This is a genomic window from Microbacterium festucae (assembly GCF_025421715.1).
Lineage (GTDB): Bacteria > Actinomycetota > Actinomycetes > Actinomycetales > Microbacteriaceae > Microbacterium > Microbacterium festucae.
Genome location: NZ_JAOEFC010000003.1, coordinates 428,671 through 444,977 on the forward strand (window position 1 = coordinate 428,671; position 16,307 = coordinate 444,977).

The following is a 16,307-nucleotide window of genomic DNA, read 5'->3' on the forward strand; positions in this document are numbered from 1 at the left end:
TTAGGCGTCGTCGCGCAGTTCGCGCCCGTGCACGATCAGCGCGTAGATCACCAGGACGTCGATGGAGATGACGATCAGCGACCACCACGGCTGCGCCGGGACGAGCAGCAGCTGGCCCACGGCGCTGAGGATCGCCAGGATCACGGCGACGACCCGCCCCCAGGTCTGCCCGGCGAACAGCGCGAAGGCGACCAGCACCAGGAGCAGTCCGATGATCAGGTTCCACCACCCCCACCCGGCGACGTCGAAGAGCCACAGGCCGCCCTCGGTGCGCAGGTAGTAGGTGTCGGGGCCGATCAGCGCGACGATGCCCTGCACCGCGCTGAACAGACCGCTGAGCAGAAGGATGATCCCGGCGAACACGACCCATCCGGCCCATCCGGTCCTGCGTGCTGTCGTCGTGCCACTGTCTGTCATGTCACTCTCTCTTTCCGAAGGGCTCACGGCCGGAGCGCCGCGTAGCGCTGGAAGAAGTACGCCTCGGCGAGTGCGCACCGTTCGATCTCGTGGGGATCGACGCTTTCGTTCGGGGCGTGGATGAGCGCGAGCGGCTCTTCGACACCCATCAGGATGATCTCGGCCTGCGGATAGAGGTCGGCGAACACGTTGCACAGCGGAATCGAGCCGCCCTGGCCGAGCGTGGTCATCGGCACGCCGAAGGCCTCGCCCATCGCCCAGGTGAACGCCCGGTAGGCGGGGCCCGTGCTGTCTGCGAGGAAGGGCGCGCCCATCGCCTCGGTCTCGACGCTCACGCGCACGCCCCAGGGCGCCGCCGCCACGAGGTGCGCCACCAGGGCGTCGCGCGCGGCCTCGGGGTCGGTCCCCGGGGGGATGCGCAGGTTCAGGCGCGCGGCGGTGCGGGGGAGCAGCGCCGCAGTCGAGCCCAGCACCGGCGCCGCGTCGAGCCCGAGCACGGTCAGCGCCGGGCGTGCCCACAGCATGTCCGACACGCTGCCGTCGCCGATGAGCTCGACGCCCTCGAGCAGCGCGGCGTCGGCGCGGAACTGGTCGGGCGGGTAGCTCTCGCCGGTCCACGTGCCGGTGCGATCGAGCCCGTCGACGACGGTGTTGCCGGCGTCGTCGCGCAGCGAGGCGAGGATCTTCACGAGCGCGGCGAGCGCATCGGGCACCGGGCCGCCGAACATCCCGGAGTGGATCTCTGAGGTGAGCGATTCGACCGTGACGATGACGTTGACCATGCCGCGCAGGCTGATGGTCGCGGCCGGCTTGCCGACGGCGGCGTTGCCGGTGTCGCACACCAGGATCGCGTCGGCGCGGAACAGGTCGGGCCGCGCCGCGACCAGGGCCTCCAACCCGCCGGTCCCCGCTTCCTCCGAACCTTCCACGACCAGCCGGAGGTTGACGGGGATGTCCGCCCCGAGGCTGCGGAGGGCGACCAGGTGCATGAGGATGTTGCCCTTGCAGTCGGCCGCGCCCCGGCCGTACCAGCGCCCGTCCACCTCGTGCAGCTCGAACGGCGGCGTGCGCCAGGCGGCGTCGTCGAGGGGTGGCTGCACGTCGTAGTGCGCATAGAGCAGCACTGTCGGGGCGGCCGGATCGGCGCACGGCCGGGAGCCGACGACGGCCTGACTGCCGTCGGGGGTGAGTTCCAGCCGCACGTCGTCGAACCCCTCCGCGAGGAACTTGTCGCGCACCCACGCGGCGGCCCTTTCGCAGCCCTCCGGCGGGAACTGCCGGGGGTCGGCGACCGATCGCAGGGCGATGAGCTCGGTGAGCTCGTCGCGCACGGTGCCCATCAGCGCATGGCTGCGTTCGCGCAGATCCGCGCTCATGTGCGGTTCACCGACCCGAGCTCGTCGAGGAACTTCTCGTAGTTCGGGAACTCGTCGGGGCAGTAGACGCCGATGATGAGCAGCTGGCTCTTCAAGACGCGGTCTTCGACGATGACCGGGCGTCGGCCGGGACCGGCCGCACCGTTCATCAGCTCGCTGAGCACGAGACCGCGGGTGAGGGCGCCGTTCGGGTTCTCGCAGACGATCCCGCCGTCCTCGCCCAGCACCCGGGCGATCTGGTCGGGCGACGGGGCGGCCATGCCGACGGCATCCATCGCCTGCACGAGCTCGAGGGCCTTCTCGTCGGCCGCCTCGTTCTGACGATTCGTGCGGAAGGTGAACAGGGCGATCACCGTGAGCACGACGACCACGACGATCACGACGATGTAGATGACGGAGCGTTCCCGACCGCTCTGCGGCTGCGATTCGCTCATGACGACACCTCCGAGTCGGATTCGTCTGCCGGCGCGTTCGCGGGCTGCTTCCACGAGGGCTTGCGGAACTTGTAGAACAGGAACGGCACGAGCAGTCCGAGCCCGAGCGCCCCGCCGGCGACGATGAAGAAGTAGACGATCGGGTTGCCGCCGCCGAACTGCGACGGCGGGATGAAGCCGACCAGCAGCGCCATGAGCGAGGCGGTGAAGCCCACGCCGCACAGGGCGACCAGCATCGGTGCGCGAAAGCCCCGCGGATGGTCCGGCTGATGCTTGCGCAGTCGCACCGCCGCGACGAACATCAGCAGGTACATGATCAGGTACACCTGCGTGGTGATCACCGAGAAGATCCAGTAGGCGCTGGACACGTCGGGGATGAGGGCGTAGCCGAGGGCGATCACGGTCGTGACGACACCCTGCGTGACGAGCAGGTTCTGCTGGATGCCCTGCTTGTTCATCTTCTGCAGGAACGGGGGCAGGTAGCCCTCTTCGCGGGAGATGAGCAGCAGGCCGCGCGAGGGTCCCGCGAGCCAGGTCAGCATTCCGGCGAGGGATGCGGAGACCAGCATGATGCCGATGATCGGCGTCAGCCACTGCCACCCGAACGTCGCGAGCACCATGTCGAAGGCCTGCATCACGCCCGCGGTGAGCGAGAGCTCGTCGGCCGGCACGATCCAGCTGATCGCCAGCGCCGGGAGGATGAAGATCAGCAGCACCAGTCCCATCGACAGGAACATCGCCTTCGGGAAGTCCCTGCTCGGATTGCGCATCGACGACACGTGCACCGCGTTCATCTCCATCCCGCTGTACGAGAGGAAGTTGTTCACGATCAGCACCAGGCTCGCCAGGCCCGCCCACTGCGGCAGCAGGTTGTCGGCCGTCATCGGGGCCGCCGACGGGTTGCCCTGGCCGAGGAAGACCGCCCCCAGCAGGATCAGGATCGCTCCCGGGATCAGCGTGCCGATGATCAGGCCGCCGCTGGCAAGCCCGGCGACCGCCTTGGTCCCGCGGGACGAGATGAACACGCCCGACCAGTAGCAGACGACGATCACCAGCGCCGTCCAGACGCCGTTGCTGGCCAGGGCCGGATTGATCACGTAGGCGAGCGTGCTCGCCACGAACCCGAGCAGGGTCGGGTAGTAGAAGATCGTCATCGCGAACTGGCACCACACCGCGAGGAAGCCCATCGGCTTGGAGATGCCGGCCGCCACCCACTTGTAGACGCCGCCCTTCCAGCCCGAGGCGAGCTCCGCGGCCACCAGCGAGGTCGGCAGCAGGAAGACGATCGCCGGAACGATGTAGAGGAAGACGGATGCCAGGCCGTAGACGGCCATGGTGGGCGCCGGCCGCAGGCTCGCCACGGAGCTCGTCGTCATCAGTGCGAGGGCGACCCACGAGATGAAGACGGCCTTGGGCACCTTCGCCCGGGTCGGCGCGAGGGGCGTGGCGGCCGATCCGCCCGCGCTCACGACTGCACCCCGTCAGAGGAGGCCTGACCGTGTCGGCCGGTCGTGAGGGCGGTGCGCGGCGCACCCGCCCGGAGAGTGATGACTGCGATGCACATCGTTACTCCTTTGAACGGCGCCGATTCCGTCGACGACCCGGTGTCGGACTGCGACGAAGGGCCGGGCGGTGGGATGGAGAGTTCTGGCGCGCCTTGATCGCATTTCTAGAACCGCCGCCCAGCGTGGGCATCACCCGGATCGAATGAGATCCGACACGCCCCCGTTTCCGGGCCGCACGCCGATGCGGGGCGCGGCACGAATCACTCGGCGGGGGTGATGGCCGCCGACCCGCGGCGCGTCACCATGTCAGCGACGACATGATCCGGCGGGTGGGAGGCATCGCGCGTGTGGCAGCCAGCAGCGGGGCGACTGATCGGTCTCGCCGTGGTGCTCGTCGCCCTCTCCGGCGCCCTCAGCGGCCCTCTCAGCGGGCCCCTGGGCGACCAACTGAGCGCGCCGCTGGGCGCGGATCCGTCGGCCGACCCGTCGCCGACGCCCAGCCCGACGGGCGCGGTGGTGCCGACGCCCCCGGTCACCCCGACGGCCGAGCCGGTGCCGACCCTGCCGGTGACCCCCACGCCCACGCCGACGCCGGCGAGGTCGGCATCGCCCACGCCCACCGCGACCCCGACAGCGACGGCGACGGTGGTCGCGGTGCCGGCGGTGCCCCCGGCGATCGCGACGTCGGCCATCTCGCCGACGGCCCTGTTCATCGCCGTCGGCGTGCTGCTGGCCGGGGCGATCTTCCTCTGGTGGCTCGTGCGCCGCCGCCCGCCGTCGGCGCCGGCGATGCCGCCGACGGCGCAGCCGGTGCCGACCCCGGTGCTGCTGGACTCGATGGCCACGCTCGGCACGGCCATGATCGACAGCGGCTATCCGGTCGGCCTCATCCACGATGCCCTCGGCGACCTGGCCACGGCCAGCGGCAGACCGACGGTGCAGGCGGTGGTCTTCCCCACCTCTATCCTCGTGTCGGCGGCCGACGACGACGGGGCGCAGACGCGGGCCGTGGCGGCGGGGGAGTCGTCGTATCTGCTGTATCAGATCGACATGGTCGACCACATCGTGGCGGTCGCCCGGCGACGCCCGGGAGCAGCGCCGTGGGTCGGCCGGCAGGCCGCTCGGGTCGCCGATGCGCCGCCACCGTTCTCCCGCGCGCAGCGCATCGGCGCCTCGGGCCTGCTCTCGGCCGCGCTGAGCGTGCTGCTCGGCGCGTCGTGGCTGGGGGTGCTGGTGGCGGGTGTCCTCGGCGTCGCGGTCGGGGTGGTGCTGCTGACCACCGAGCGCGTCGCGGCGGGGTCGCAGGCGCTGGTGGTCGTGTCGGTGTCGCTCGGCGTCGCCCTCGCGGTGCTGCTGGTGGCACACACGGTCGATCCGGGTGTGCTGCCGGCGATGGTCGCCCCGCTGGTCATCCTGCTCCCCGGCGGGTTGCTGACGATCGCGGTCATCGAGCTGGCCACCGGCCAGATCATGTCGGGCGCCGCCCGAGCCGCCGCCGGCGCGATGCGGCTGCTGCTGCTGGCGACCGGGATCGTCGCGGCATCCGCGCTGATCGGGATCCCCGCCCGAGACCCTTTGCAGCTGAATCCGCTCGGCCCGGTGGCGCCGTGGATCGCGGTCGCGGTCTTCGGCATCGGCATCACCGTCTATCAGTGCGCCCGGCGCTCGTCGGTGGGGTGGATCCTCGTGGTGCTCTATGTGGCGTACGGCGCGCAGGTGGTCGCCGACGTGTTCTTCGACGGGGTGCTGTCGGCCCTCGTCGGCGCGGCCGTGATGACCCCCGTCGCCGTCGTCATCGCCCGGGAGCGCACCGGCCCCCCGGCCATCGCGAGCTTCCTGCCGGCGTTCTGGCTGCTCGTCCCGGGTGCCCTGGGGCTCGTCGGCGTGGCCGGCGTGCTCGAGGGTGACCTGGATGCCACGAGCACGATCATCACCACCGTCGCGACCATGATCGCCATCGCGCTGGGAGTGCTCGTGGGCCTCGCGATCGCCGGCACGTTGTGCGGCTCTGCGAGCGGCGACGACCCCGTCGACGCCGACGAGCTGATCCGGGGATCGGATGCCGGGGCGTAGCGCCTACGCGACGATCGCCATCTCGCGCGACGTGCGGTTGAGGCGCCTCCCGCCGTCGGGCGTCACGGTCACGATGTCTTCGATGCGCACACCGAACCGGCCCGGAAGGTAGACGCCGGGCTCGATGGAGAAGCACATGCCGGGCTCCAACTGCTGGTGCTCGCCCTCGACCATGTAGGGCGGTTCGTGGGTCGTGAGCCCGATCCCGTGACCGACGCGATGGATGAAGTACTCGCCGTACCCGGCGGCGGTGATCACCGCGCGCGCGGCGCGGTCGACGGTCTCGCACGGCGCACCCGGGCGCACCGCCGCGAACCCCGCCTGCTGCGCGTCGCGCACGACGTCGTGCACGGCCCGCTCTTCGGCCGTGGGCTCGCCGACATGCACCGTGCGGGTGGTGTCGGAGCCGTAGCCGTGCTGCAGGCCGCCGAAGTCCAAGACCACCATGTCGCCGTCCCGGATGACCCGATCGCCCATCTCATGGTGCGGGTTGGCCCCGTTGGGGCCCGAGCCGACCACCGTGAAGTCGACCTGGGAGTGCCCGAACCGCCGCAGCAGGTCCGCCAGGTCGGAGCCGACCTCGGTCTCGCTGCGGCCGGCGAAGCGCACCCCGAGGATCTCGGCGTAGGCGGCATCGGCCGACGCGCCCGCCGCGGTCAGCCGCTGGATCTCGTGCTCGTCCTTCACCGCGCGCAGCATCGGCAGCGCCGTGGTCATCGCGGCGTACGTCGTCGCGGGGAGGTGCGCCTGCAGACCGAGCAGGTGCATCGCCCATGCCGAGTCCGACAGCGCGTACCGGCCGGGCTGCAGCAGCCGCGCCGTCGCCGCATACGGGTCGCTGCCGTCGGTCCAGTCGACGAGTCCGACGGCGGCGGCCCCCGGGGCCTCCTGCGCGTCGGGGAGTTCGAGTCGCGGCACGACCATGGTGGCCTCGCCGCCGACGGGCACCACCAGCATGGTGAGCCGCTCGGTGATCGCCACCGGGGCGTAGCCGGTGAGGTAGAGCAGGTCGGGCCCCGGGGTCAGCACAAGCCCCGCCAGCCCGGCCGCCTCCGCCGACCGGGCTGCGCGTTCACGGCGGGCGGCGTAGTCGGCCGCAGTGAACGGGGGCGGTGCGACGGGCGTCGTCGGCTCGGTCATCGCATCCTCTTCCCCTCGAGGCCGCCCCCGCTCGGCGTGGTGGCCTATTCGTACGCTCCGTCGACCTCGTCGTCGAGCTCGCTGTCGTCGACGGAGAGATCGCGTTGCGTGACCGCCGTCGCGTTGCCCAACAGCGTCTCCAGCTCGGCGGTGTCGGCGGGATCGATGACGAACACGATGCCGGCGCTGCCCGCGTGCAGCGTCTCGCTGATCGCCTCGAGGTCCTTCGTCGGGGTCTTGCGGCCGATGTGACCGGCGATGGCCCCGATGCCGGCCCCCGACCCCCCGGCCACCAGCAGCGCGCCGCCGAGGGCGACGGCGGGGAACAGGGCGACGGCCAGCCCGCTCGCGAGCCCTACCGCCAGGCCCTTGCGTGCCCCGTGGCTCTTGTTGCCGTCGTCGCGGCGCACGATGGTGAGCTTGCCCTCGAAGTCGCGGGCGATCACCGCGGCGTCCAGCGGCGCATGGTCGTGCCGGTCGTCGTCCTTGTAGTGCGCGCGGATCGCGTCGAAGTCGGCGACGGCGCTCTCCTCGCTCGGGTACTGCGCTGCCACCGCGACATAGGTCTTGTCCGCCATGATCTGACTCCTTGTGGTCGTGAGCGGCGTCGTCGTCGACTCGCCGCGCCGGAATGGCCGGTCACGCGGAGCCTAGAATCGCCTTCCGCGCGTCGGCATCATCCGATGCAGGTGACTTCTGCCGTGCGCCGCCGTGCGCGCCGCATCAGGAGATGCGGGAGAAGTCCCGTGGGTCGATCAGCCCCGCTTCGACGGCGCGCTCGATCGCCTCGTCGCGCCCGCGCACGCCGAGCTTGCCGTAGATGTGGCCCAGGTGGGTCTTCACCGTATTCGTCGACACGAAGCAGCGTGCCGCGATGTCGGGGATCGTGAGCCTGCTGGGCAGGTAGGCGAACAGCTCCCGCTCGCGGGGCGTCAGGTCGTCGAAGGGGCTGGCCGTCCGTGGCGACGTGTCGGCGCGCAGGCGATCCTCCACCCGTCGCACGAACTCCGACCGCCGCCCGGGCACCCGGTCGAGCAGATCGAGCACGTGCGGCCCGACGCGCACGAACGGGTGCACGAGACCCTCGGGCTCTGCCACCGCCAGTGCCGCCGCGACGTGCTCCTGCGACTGCACGCGGTGCCCCTCCAGCGAGCTCTCCCAGCCCGCGAGCAGGGCGAACTCGACCGTGGTGAGGGGGCTGCGCGCCCTGCCGCGGGCCCCGAAGTGGGCCAGCCGGCCCTGGGCTGCCACCAGGTCGCGCGAGGCCAGCAGCGAGGCGATCTCCTCGAACGCGAGCGGCGACCATGACGACGCGGGTCTCGGCGGCGCGCTGGGGGTGCCGCGCAGACGCGAACGGCGCAGCACCAGCGCGGTCAGCGCCTGTCGCACGAACGGCGGCGGCGGCCCCGTCGGCCCGGCGGCGGGCGCCGCGTCGCCGGGTTCGATCAGCTGAGCGGCGAGGTGGGCGAACCACAGCAGCTGGGTGCGGTGGTTCGACGCGGCGCGGATGCGGCCTTCGGTGAGGGCGATCGCACCGGCCTCCGGGTCGCCGCGCTGGATCGCCATCACGGCGCGTGCAAGGTATGCGTCGGCCGGAGCGGGATGGGAGAGCAGCCCCACCTCTTGCGCGGCCTCGAGGGCTTCGTCGGCGTGGTCGGATGCCGCACCCAGGCGCCCGGTGAGGGCCTCGACCAGCGCGAGGCTGCCCAGCGCCTGCACCCGATAGGGCGGATACGACAGGCTGCCCGCGTCGTGCGCGTCGACGAGGGCGTCGTGGGCCTCGTCGAGCTGCCCGAGCATCAGCAGCGCACGCCCGAGCGAGAGCCGGCTGATGAGCAGGAGCATCGCACGGGAGGTGAGGCCCATCAGGTCGGGCAGCACCGCGTCGGGGTGCTGTTCCAATGCGGCCAGCGCCTGACGCGACGCCTCGAGGAACACCTCGGGGCGCGGCTCGAACTGCACCCCCGCCGCCGCGTACGCCAGCGCCACCTGGCGGTGTCCGTCGCAGAGGTCCGCGTGGGAGAGCACCTTCTCGAAGGCGTCCGCCGAGCGCGCGGCATTGCCGCCCATCCCCTGGGCGATGGCCATGAGCAGCTCGGCGTCGGGACGGGTGGCGAGCACCTCCGGCGGCACGAGGGAGAGCCAGTGGGCGACCGTCGTGGTGCGCATCTCCTCGTAGACCTCGCGGCCGGTGCTGAGCATCGCATCCATCACGCGCTCCCACTTGTGGGCGCGCTGCAGGCACTCCACGGCGGCGTCGAGGTCGCCTTCTTCGAGATGCCAGTCGGCGGCGGCTTCGAGGATGCGCGCCTCCGCATGGTCATCCGAGGCGCGCAGGCGGTAGAGCAGCAGGTTCCGGAAGAGCCGGTGCAGTCGGAACCAGCCGGCCCGTCCGGTGACGGGCACGAGGAACAGCGAGTCGCGTTCCAGGCGCGCGAGGAACTCGGCACCCGGGGTGTGCGCGACCGCCGTGATCAGGCCTGCCGAGACCTCGTCGAGCACGGCGAGCACCATGAGCGCCTCCCGGCGCCCGGGGTCCATCGCATCCAGCACCTCTTCGCTCAGGTAGTCGACGATGAGGCGGTCGCTGTCGGTGATCGCGGCGACGAGTTCGCCCGGGTCGTCGACCGACCGCAGGCGCAGTGCGGTCAGCTGCACCCCCGCGGCCCACCCCTCGGTGCGCGCGGTGACCGCGGCGGCGAGGTCGTCGTCGACCGGGCGGCCGGTGATCGCCGCGAGCACCTGCGCTGTCGTCTCGCGGTCGAACGCCAGTTCGCGCTGGCGGATCTCGACGAGACCGTGCTGCAGCCGGTGCCGGCTCCACCCCAGCTTGAGGTCGACCCGCGATGCGAAGATCGCGTGCGCGTTGGGTGGCAGCAGGTCGACGAGCCGCCACAGATCGGTCAGCAGGGCGCCGCCGGGGAGCCTGTCGAGATCGTCGAACACCAGCACGATCGTGCCGGCGCCCGCCATGCCCGCCGCCAGGCTCTCGAGGAACGGCTCGCCGAGCCGCTGGTCGGCGAGCTTGGCCGCCGCCGCCGGCGGCTGGAAGTCGGGCGCCACCGCGGCGATCTGCTCGACCAGGCGCCGGGCGAACGAGGCCGCGGGGGCGTCAGCCGCGGTGATGTCGAACCATGCCACGGCCACGTCGGGGCGGGCGTGCGCCCACTGGCTGAGCAGCACCGTCTTGCCCGAACCGGCGGGCGCGACGACCAGCGACAGTGGGCAGTCCAATCCGCGATCAAGCTGGCTGCGAAGGGCTGGTCTGTCGACGGCGTGCTGTGGAACCTGGCGAGGTAAGGCCATGGTCTGCTCTGCCCTCGTTGTGGATGCCTGCGTGGGCGAATCATCCCACACGGGTGACGCCGCCGCGAGAGGGGCGGAGCACGATGCGTCAGACAGGTCGATCGCAGACCTCGACCCACGCGACGACGGCGGGAGGTTGCCGATGGACAGCCAGGAGATCGAGTTCGTCGTGCGGGGGCGGATCGGCCCTGATCTCATCGCCGCCCTCGACGGGTTCTCGGTGTCACACCACCTGCTCGGCCGCACGCGCGTCGTGGGTGCGGTGCTCGACCAGTCGCAGATGCTCGGCATCCTCGCGATGTTCGACGAGATGCACATCGACGTCATCTCGGTGAACCCCGTGGCGGCCGACCCGCGGTGATTCTCACCCCCACCGGGTGACGTGGCGGGCGTGGGGGTCCTCGTAGCTTTTCGTCACACGGGCGATCGACTGGTACGCCCCCGACGATGGGTGGTTCGTATGGACATCTGGGCCTGGATCGCATGGTTCTTCTGGATCTTCGTGTTCGTCTCCTGCCTGATGGTGGTCTTCTCGATCATCGGCGACATCTTCCGTGACGACTCCATGAACGGCTGGGTCAAGGCGCTGTGGATCATCCTGCTGGTGTTCCTCCCGCTGTTGACGGCGCTGGTGTACCTCATCGCGCGCGGGCCGAAGATGCGGGAACGCTCGATGGAGCGGGCGCGGGCCATGCAGGCCGAGCAGGTCGCCTACATCCGCGCCACGGCCTCCACCGCTTCACCGGCCGAGGAGATCGCCAAGGCGAAGGGGCTGCTCGACGCCGGCGCCATCTCGCCGGCCGAGTTCGACACGCTCAAGTCGCGCGTTCTCGCCGGCTGAACCGAGGAAGGGAACACGACGATGACGACATTCGACTACGGTCCGATCGAGTTCTACGCGATCGGCTTCGACGGCGACAGGCCGGGCCCGGGCGTGCTGCAGGCGATCGACGACCTGGTGGAGTCGGGCACGGTGAACCTGCTCGACCTCGTGTTCGCCACCCGCGCGGCCGACGGCGAGCTGAGCGTCGTCGAGCTGAGCGACACCACCGACGACGGTGGGGCGCCCGCGCTGGATCTCATCGGCCTCACCGGGCACGACGACGTCGAGGCGCTCGCCGAGAACCTGCCGCCCGGATCGTCGGCGGCCATCCTCGCCGTCGAGCTGCTGTGGGCCAAGAAGTTCGCGGCGGCGCTCTATGACGCCGGCGGTGCGGTGATCGCACGCGAGGGCGTGCCCGCCCCGCTCGTGAACGCGTTTCTGGCAGCCCACGACGAACCAGAAGGAGACTGACATGCTTCGCAGAGGAGGACGGCCGGGCCTGCTCGGCATGGCCGCGCGCACGGCGGTGGTGGCCGGTACCGCCACGGCGGTCTCGGGGCGGGTGGCCCGCCGCCAGCAGGACCGCGCCGACCAGCAGTCCGAACAGCTCGCGTGGGAGGCGCAGCAGCAGCAGGCCGCGATGGACGCCTCCGCGGCGCAGGCCGTGGCCAACGCGCAGGCGGCGGCGCCACCCGCGCCGGCGCCCGGCGGCGGCTCCGACCTCATGGCGCAGCTGACCCAGCTCGCGACCCTCCACACGCAGGGCATCCTGTCCGACGACGAGTTCGCGTCGGCCAAGGCGAAGCTCCTGTCCTGACGGTCGTCCCGTCGTCCTGATGCCATGAACGCGCCGGAACCGGCGGTGCCGCCGGTGGAGGCTGTGGCCGCCCAGAGTCCGCGGGCCGAGTCGGAGGCGGTGTACGCCGCCCTCGGCGCCGGCGTGATCGGCGCCGTGTACGGGTGGATCGTCTCGCTGGTGGCGGGGTCGCTGGGCCTCGCGAACGAGGACCCCTTCGGGGTGTGGGCGGCGGCGGGGGCCGCCGTCGTGGCCGCGATCGCCGCGACGACGGGCTACTGGCGCGCCCGCGGCGATCCGGGGCAGGAGTGGCGGCGCACGCTTCCGGCCTGGAAGTTCACGATCAACACGATCTCGGTCGTCATCGTGCACACCGCCCTGGCCTTCCTGGGCACCTACGCGCTCTATCGGCTGCTGGCGCTGGGCTTCATCGGCCTGCCGGTGATCCGGTTCTGGGCGGTCGTGCTGATGGCGGTGACCCTGGGCATCACGACCTATCTGGTGTACCTGTCGGCCTCGAGCATGTCCACGCAGCGCACCTCGTCGCTGCTGATGGCCTTCATCGTCGCCGGCACCCTCACCGCGATGGTCACCACACCCGACCCCGACTGGTGGCGGGTGCACTTCAGCCAGCTCGGCACCTTCGACGAGCTGTCGAGTTGGGTCTTCAACGCCACCCTCATCGCCGGCGGACTGCTCGTCACGACGTTCGCCGTGTACATCGAGAACGAGCTCACCGCGCTCGTGGCGGCCGGGGTGCTTCCCGACCCGCGCGAGCCGGCGATCGTCTCCCGGCTGTTCGCGATCATGGGCATCATGCTCGCCTGCGTCGGCGTGTTCCCCGTCGACGTCAATCTGCTGCTGCACAACGTCTCGGCATCCGGCATGGCGGCGATGTTCCTCGTGCTGCTGATCGGCGGGCCGAAGCTGCTCGCCGGGATGCCGCGGACGTACTTCGTCGCCTCGTGGACGTTCTTGGCGGGGCTGCTGGCATCGGTCGTGCTGTTCGCCGTCGGGTACTTCTCGCTCACCGCGTTCGAGATCATCGTCTTCGCGCTCATCTTCGGCTGGATCGCCGTCTTCATCCGCTTCCTCGGGGTCGCCGGCAGAACCGACTGAGACCCCCGACACCGCGCGGCGGGGCGGGGAGCGGGGGTCAAGATCACCCCTCTCGGGTGAGTGCGCGCCGAGTACCGTCTGGCCATGAGCACGATCGTCGACACCCCTGCCCACCCCTGGCACACGCAAGACGCCGGCAGTGTCATCGCCGAACTCGGCACCGATCCGAGCACCGGATTGACGCGGGCCGAGGCTGAACGTCGCCTGGCCGAGCACGGGCCGAACGCGATCGCAGCCGAGCCGTCGCCCTCGGTCTGGCAGGTCTCGCTGGCCCAGCTGGCTGACCCCATGAACGTCATGCTCGTCGCCGTCGCGGTGATCAGCCTGTTCATCAACCAGGTCAGCGTCGGCATCCTGATCGGCGCCCTCGTGGTGCTCAACGTGGTGCTCGGGGCGCGGCAGGAGCTCAAGGCGAAGGCATCGGTCGACGCCCTCGCGAAGATGCAGATCCCGCAGGCGCGGGTCGTGCGCGACGGCATCCTGGAACAGGTGGATGCCACCACCCTCGTTCCGGGCGACATCGTCGCGCTCGAGGCGGGCGACATCGTGCCGGCGGATGCGCGCATCATCCGCTCGGCCACCCTCGAGACGCAGGAGGCGGCGCTCACGGGGGAGAGCGCGCCGATCGCGAAAGACGCCGCCGTGATCGACAAGGCCGACACGACGCTCGGCGACCGCACCAACATGGTGTTCCAGAACACCCAGGCCACCCGCGGCACCGCCTCGGTGGTCGTCGTCGCGACCGGCATGGACACCCAGATGGGCGAGATCGCATCGATGCTCTCGGCGATCCGGCCCGCGAAATCTCCGCTGCAGCGCGAGCTCGACGCCCTCACCGGCGTGCTCGGCTGGATCGCCTGGGGCGCGGTCGCGGTGATCGTGGTCACCGGGCTGCTGCGCGGGCAGGCGATCGCATCGGTCATCCTGCTCGGCATCTCGATGGCGATCTCGGCGATCCCCACCGGCATGCCCTCGTTCGTGCAGGCCATGCTCTCCTACGGCTCGCGGCAGCTGGCCGAGCACAAGGCCGTCGTCAAGAACCTCACCGACGTCGAGACCCTGGGGGCGACCAGCGCGATCAACTCCGACAAGACCGGCACGCTCACGATGAACGAGATGACGGTCGAGTCGCTGTACTTCGACGGCGAGTGGTTCACCGTCGGCGGCACCGGCTACGAGAAGTCGGGGGAGATCCTGCACGCGGCGGGGCGGCCGAACCCCGATTTCAGCCAGCTCGCGCTCGGGCTCACGCTCTGCAACGACGCGACGGTCTCCGACGAGGGCGCGGTGATCGGCGACCCCACCGAGGCGGCTCTGGTGGTGCTCGCCGCCAAGATGGGCGCCGATGCCGCGCTCACACGCACGCAGCATCCGCGCACCGCGGAGGTGCCGTTCGACTCGGCGTACAAGTTCATGGCGACCTTCCATGAGCTGCCGGGCGAGACCGGCGGGCAGTCCCGCGTCGTGGGGCTGGTGAAGGGCGGGCCGGATGTCGTGCTCGACAGGTGCTCGGCTGTGGCGACGCCGACGGGAACGGCGCCGATCGAGGAGCTTCGGCAGACCGTGCTGGATGCGAACCGGTCGCTGTCCGAGCGGGGGCTGCGGGTGCTCGCCTTCGCGGTGCGCCGCTTCGCCCCCGGAGAGGCGCTTCCCGCCGACCCGATGAGCGCCGTGCGCGACCTCACCCTCGTGGGGCTCGTGGGGATCATCGACCCGTTGCGGCCGTCGTCGGCCGAAGCGGTCAGGATCGCGCAGGAGGCGGGGATCGTCGTGCGGATGATCACCGGCGACCACGCGATCACCGCCGCCGCGATCGGCAAGAAGCTGGGGCTCGGCTCCGGCGCCGCCAGCGGCGCGGAGATCCAGGCGATGACCGACGAGCAGCTGGCTGCCGCGTTGCCGGGCCTCCACGTGTTCGGGCGGGTGACGCCCGAAGACAAGCTGCGCCTGGCCCGCATCATGCAGGAGCAGGGCGCGGTGGTCGCGATGACCGGCGACGCGGTCAACGACGCCGCCGCCCTCAAGCAGGCCGACATCGGCGTGGCGATGGGGTCGGGCAGCGAGGTCACCAAGCAGGCGGGCAAGATGATCCTCGTCGACGACAACTTCGGCACGCTCGTCACGGCGGTGCGGCTCGGGCGCTCCATCTACGACAAGATCGTCAGCTACGTGCGCTACCAGATGGCGCAGCTGTTCTCGCTCGTCCTGCTGTTCCTCGTCGCCAGCATCTTCGCGATCAACGACGGCGTGCCGCTCACGCCGATCATGGTGCTGTTCCTCAACTTCTTCGTCTCGATCTTCCCGGTGATCGTGATCCTGCTCGACCCCGTGTCGGATGGCATCATGCTCAAGCCGCCGCGCGATCCGAAGGTGACCATCGCCAATCGGGGCGCGGTGACGCTGTGGTTCGTCTACGGCGGTCTCATCTTCCTCACCACGCTGGTGCCGCTGCTGATCTACCCCGACCTGCTGAGCTCCACCGCGCCGAACGCGCCCGTCACGATGGCGTTCGTCGTGTGTGCGCTGGGGTCGATCTTCGGCGGCCTGGTGATGCGCCGCGATCCCGAGTCGGGGCTGAGCGGACCGCTAATCGTCGCCGTCAAGTGGCTGTCGATCCCGCTCGCGCTGACGGTCGCTGCGGTCGAGGTCGACTTCATGCAGCGACTCATCGGCACGACCTCGCTCGACGGAGGACAGTGGCTCGTGTGCCTGGGACTGGCCCTCCTCGTGCCGGTGCTGATCGAGCTCGAGAAGTGGCTGCGCCGCGCGCGGCTGCGCAGGCGCAGCAGAGGCGGCGCCCGACGGTGACCGTCGATCCGCAGCAGGAGACGCCCCGCCTGGTCAGGATCCTGATGACGGAGGAGGCCATCTACGGCCTCATCCTGATCTCCGGAATGATCGTGGTGAGCGGGACGACGGTGGGGACGGCGATCGATGCGCTGGTCACCGTGGCGATCACGGTGGTCATCTTCTTTGCGGCCCACGTGTACGCCGGCACGCTCTCCCGCCTGGCCGAGACCGCCGGCGCCTCGGGGCTGCGTGCCAGCCTGGGCGCTGCGGCGCTGCAGTCGTCGGGCCTGCTCGCGGCCAGTGTCGTGCCGCTGACGATCCTCGTGCTCGGCACGACGCAGGCGCTCGCCGACGACACCGCACTGTGGACGGCGTTGATCGCGAACACGGTGCTCCTCGCCGGGCTCGGCTGGGTCGCGGTGGCCCGGTGGAGCTCGCACTGGACGGCGCGGATCCTCGGCGCGCTCATCGCCGCGTGCTTCGGCGGCGCACTGACCCTGTTGAAGGGGCTGGTCTCGCATTGACCGG

At 70.9% G+C, this 16,307-nt stretch carries 15 protein-coding genes; 8 read left to right on the top strand and 7 right to left on the bottom strand.

The genetic code is table 11. The features are described 5' to 3' along the window. From N3K63_RS12380 to N3K63_RS12395, 4 genes are read right to left on the bottom strand one after another with little or no spacing between them, the layout of a single operon-like run. Positions 1-417, bottom strand: a complete 417-nt coding sequence (locus N3K63_RS12380) for a DUF7144 family membrane protein (RefSeq protein WP_261580483.1) — start codon at positions 415-417, stop codon at positions 1-3. A 23-nt stretch (positions 418-440) separates the two neighbouring features. Next, positions 441-1,793 carry a dipeptidase gene (locus tag N3K63_RS12385; protein WP_261580484.1) on the bottom strand — a complete coding sequence of 451 codons (1,353 nt, stop codon included), beginning with the start codon at positions 1,791-1,793 and terminating at the stop codon, positions 441-443. Then, positions 1,790-2,227 carry a hypothetical protein gene (locus tag N3K63_RS12390; protein ID WP_261580485.1) on the bottom strand — a complete coding sequence of 146 codons (438 nt, stop codon included), beginning with the start codon at positions 2,225-2,227 and terminating at the stop codon, positions 1,790-1,792. The genes N3K63_RS12385 and N3K63_RS12390 overlap by 4 nt, the downstream gene beginning before the upstream one ends. Beyond that, a complete protein-coding gene (locus tag N3K63_RS12395) occupies positions 2,224-3,696 on the bottom strand; it encodes an APC family permease (RefSeq protein WP_261580486.1) in 1,473 nt (490 codons plus the stop codon). Before N3K63_RS12395 ends, N3K63_RS12390 begins: the two co-directional genes overlap by 4 nt. A gap of 381 nt (positions 3,697-4,077) precedes the next feature. Between N3K63_RS12395 and N3K63_RS12400 the strand changes: the two genes are divergently transcribed. Further along, entirely contained in the window at positions 4,078-5,805 is a 1,728-nt protein-coding gene (locus tag N3K63_RS12400) for a threonine/serine exporter family protein (protein ID WP_261580487.1), read from the top strand. A 3-nt stretch (positions 5,806-5,808) separates the two neighbouring features. Here N3K63_RS12400 and N3K63_RS12405 read toward each other — a convergent pair whose 3' ends face one another. The 3 genes from N3K63_RS12405 to N3K63_RS12415 all read right to left on the bottom strand — a co-directional run bounded on the left by N3K63_RS12405 (position 5,809) and on the right by N3K63_RS12415 (position 10,179). Further along, complete coding sequence (locus tag N3K63_RS12405) at positions 5,809-6,945, bottom strand: M24 family metallopeptidase (protein ID WP_261580488.1); 1,137 nt, start codon at positions 6,943-6,945, stop codon at positions 5,809-5,811. A 44-nt stretch (positions 6,946-6,989) separates the two neighbouring features. Beyond that, complete coding sequence (locus N3K63_RS12410) at positions 6,990-7,523, bottom strand: hypothetical protein (protein WP_261580489.1); 534 nt, start codon at positions 7,521-7,523, stop codon at positions 6,990-6,992. Between the two features lie 145 nt (positions 7,524-7,668). Continuing rightward, entirely contained in the window at positions 7,669-10,179 is a 2,511-nt protein-coding gene (locus N3K63_RS12415; protein ID WP_261580490.1) for a LuxR C-terminal-related transcriptional regulator, read from the bottom strand. Between the two features lie 214 nt (positions 10,180-10,393). Between N3K63_RS12415 and N3K63_RS12420 the strand changes: the two genes are divergently transcribed. The 7 genes from N3K63_RS12420 to N3K63_RS12450 all read left to right on the top strand — a co-directional run bounded on the left by N3K63_RS12420 (position 10,394) and on the right by N3K63_RS12450 (position 16,303). Continuing rightward, on the top strand, positions 10,394-10,612 hold the full coding sequence (locus N3K63_RS12420) for a hypothetical protein (RefSeq protein ID WP_261580491.1): 219 nt from the start codon (positions 10,394-10,396) through the stop codon (positions 10,610-10,612). Between the two features lie 99 nt (positions 10,613-10,711). Then, positions 10,712-11,092 carry an SHOCT domain-containing protein gene (locus N3K63_RS12425; RefSeq protein WP_261580492.1) on the top strand — a complete coding sequence of 127 codons (381 nt, stop codon included), beginning with the start codon at positions 10,712-10,714 and terminating at the stop codon, positions 11,090-11,092. Positions 11,093-11,113: 21 nt separating this feature from the next. Beyond that, positions 11,114-11,545, top strand: a complete 432-nt coding sequence (locus N3K63_RS12430) for a DUF6325 family protein (protein ID WP_261580493.1) — start codon at positions 11,114-11,116, stop codon at positions 11,543-11,545. A gap of 1 nt (position 11,546) precedes the next feature. After that, positions 11,547-11,891, top strand: a complete 345-nt coding sequence (locus N3K63_RS12435; RefSeq protein ID WP_261580494.1) for an SHOCT domain-containing protein — start codon at positions 11,547-11,549, stop codon at positions 11,889-11,891. Between the two features lie 24 nt (positions 11,892-11,915). Continuing rightward, on the top strand, positions 11,916-12,989 hold the full coding sequence (locus tag N3K63_RS12440; protein WP_261580495.1) for a DUF998 domain-containing protein: 1,074 nt from the start codon (positions 11,916-11,918) through the stop codon (positions 12,987-12,989). A gap of 84 nt (positions 12,990-13,073) precedes the next feature. Next, entirely contained in the window at positions 13,074-15,797 is a 2,724-nt protein-coding gene (locus tag N3K63_RS12445; RefSeq protein ID WP_261580496.1) for a cation-translocating P-type ATPase, read from the top strand. Next, on the top strand, positions 15,794-16,303 hold the full coding sequence (locus N3K63_RS12450; RefSeq protein WP_261580497.1) for a hypothetical protein: 510 nt from the start codon (positions 15,794-15,796) through the stop codon (positions 16,301-16,303). The genes N3K63_RS12445 and N3K63_RS12450 overlap by 4 nt, the downstream gene beginning before the upstream one ends. Positions 16,304-16,307 lie beyond the last annotated feature (4 nt).

Excerpts from the sequence above, each read along its gene's own strand:
- N3K63_RS12380 (WP_261580483.1), bottom strand. The coding sequence starts at position 417 with ATGACAGACAGTGGCACGACGACAGCACGCAGGACCGGATGGGCCGGA.
- N3K63_RS12385 (WP_261580484.1), bottom strand. The coding sequence starts at position 1,793 with ATGAGCGCGGATCTGCGCGAACGCAGCCATGCGCTGATGGGCACCGTG.
- N3K63_RS12390 (WP_261580485.1), bottom strand. The coding sequence starts at position 2,227 with ATGAGCGAATCGCAGCCGCAGAGCGGTCGGGAACGCTCCGTCATCTAC.
- N3K63_RS12405 (WP_261580488.1), bottom strand. The coding sequence starts at position 6,945 with ATGACCGAGCCGACGACGCCCGTCGCACCGCCCCCGTTCACTGCGGCC.
- N3K63_RS12410 (WP_261580489.1), bottom strand. The coding sequence starts at position 7,523 with ATGGCGGACAAGACCTATGTCGCGGTGGCAGCGCAGTACCCGAGCGAG.
- N3K63_RS12420 (WP_261580491.1), top strand. The coding sequence starts at position 10,394 with ATGGACAGCCAGGAGATCGAGTTCGTCGTGCGGGGGCGGATCGGCCCT.
- N3K63_RS12425 (WP_261580492.1), top strand. The coding sequence starts at position 10,712 with ATGGACATCTGGGCCTGGATCGCATGGTTCTTCTGGATCTTCGTGTTC.
- N3K63_RS12430 (WP_261580493.1), top strand. The coding sequence starts at position 11,114 with ATGACGACATTCGACTACGGTCCGATCGAGTTCTACGCGATCGGCTTC.
- N3K63_RS12435 (WP_261580494.1), top strand. The coding sequence starts at position 11,547 with ATGCTTCGCAGAGGAGGACGGCCGGGCCTGCTCGGCATGGCCGCGCGC.
- N3K63_RS12440 (WP_261580495.1), top strand. The coding sequence starts at position 11,916 with ATGAACGCGCCGGAACCGGCGGTGCCGCCGGTGGAGGCTGTGGCCGCC.
- N3K63_RS12445 (WP_261580496.1), top strand. The coding sequence starts at position 13,074 with ATGAGCACGATCGTCGACACCCCTGCCCACCCCTGGCACACGCAAGAC.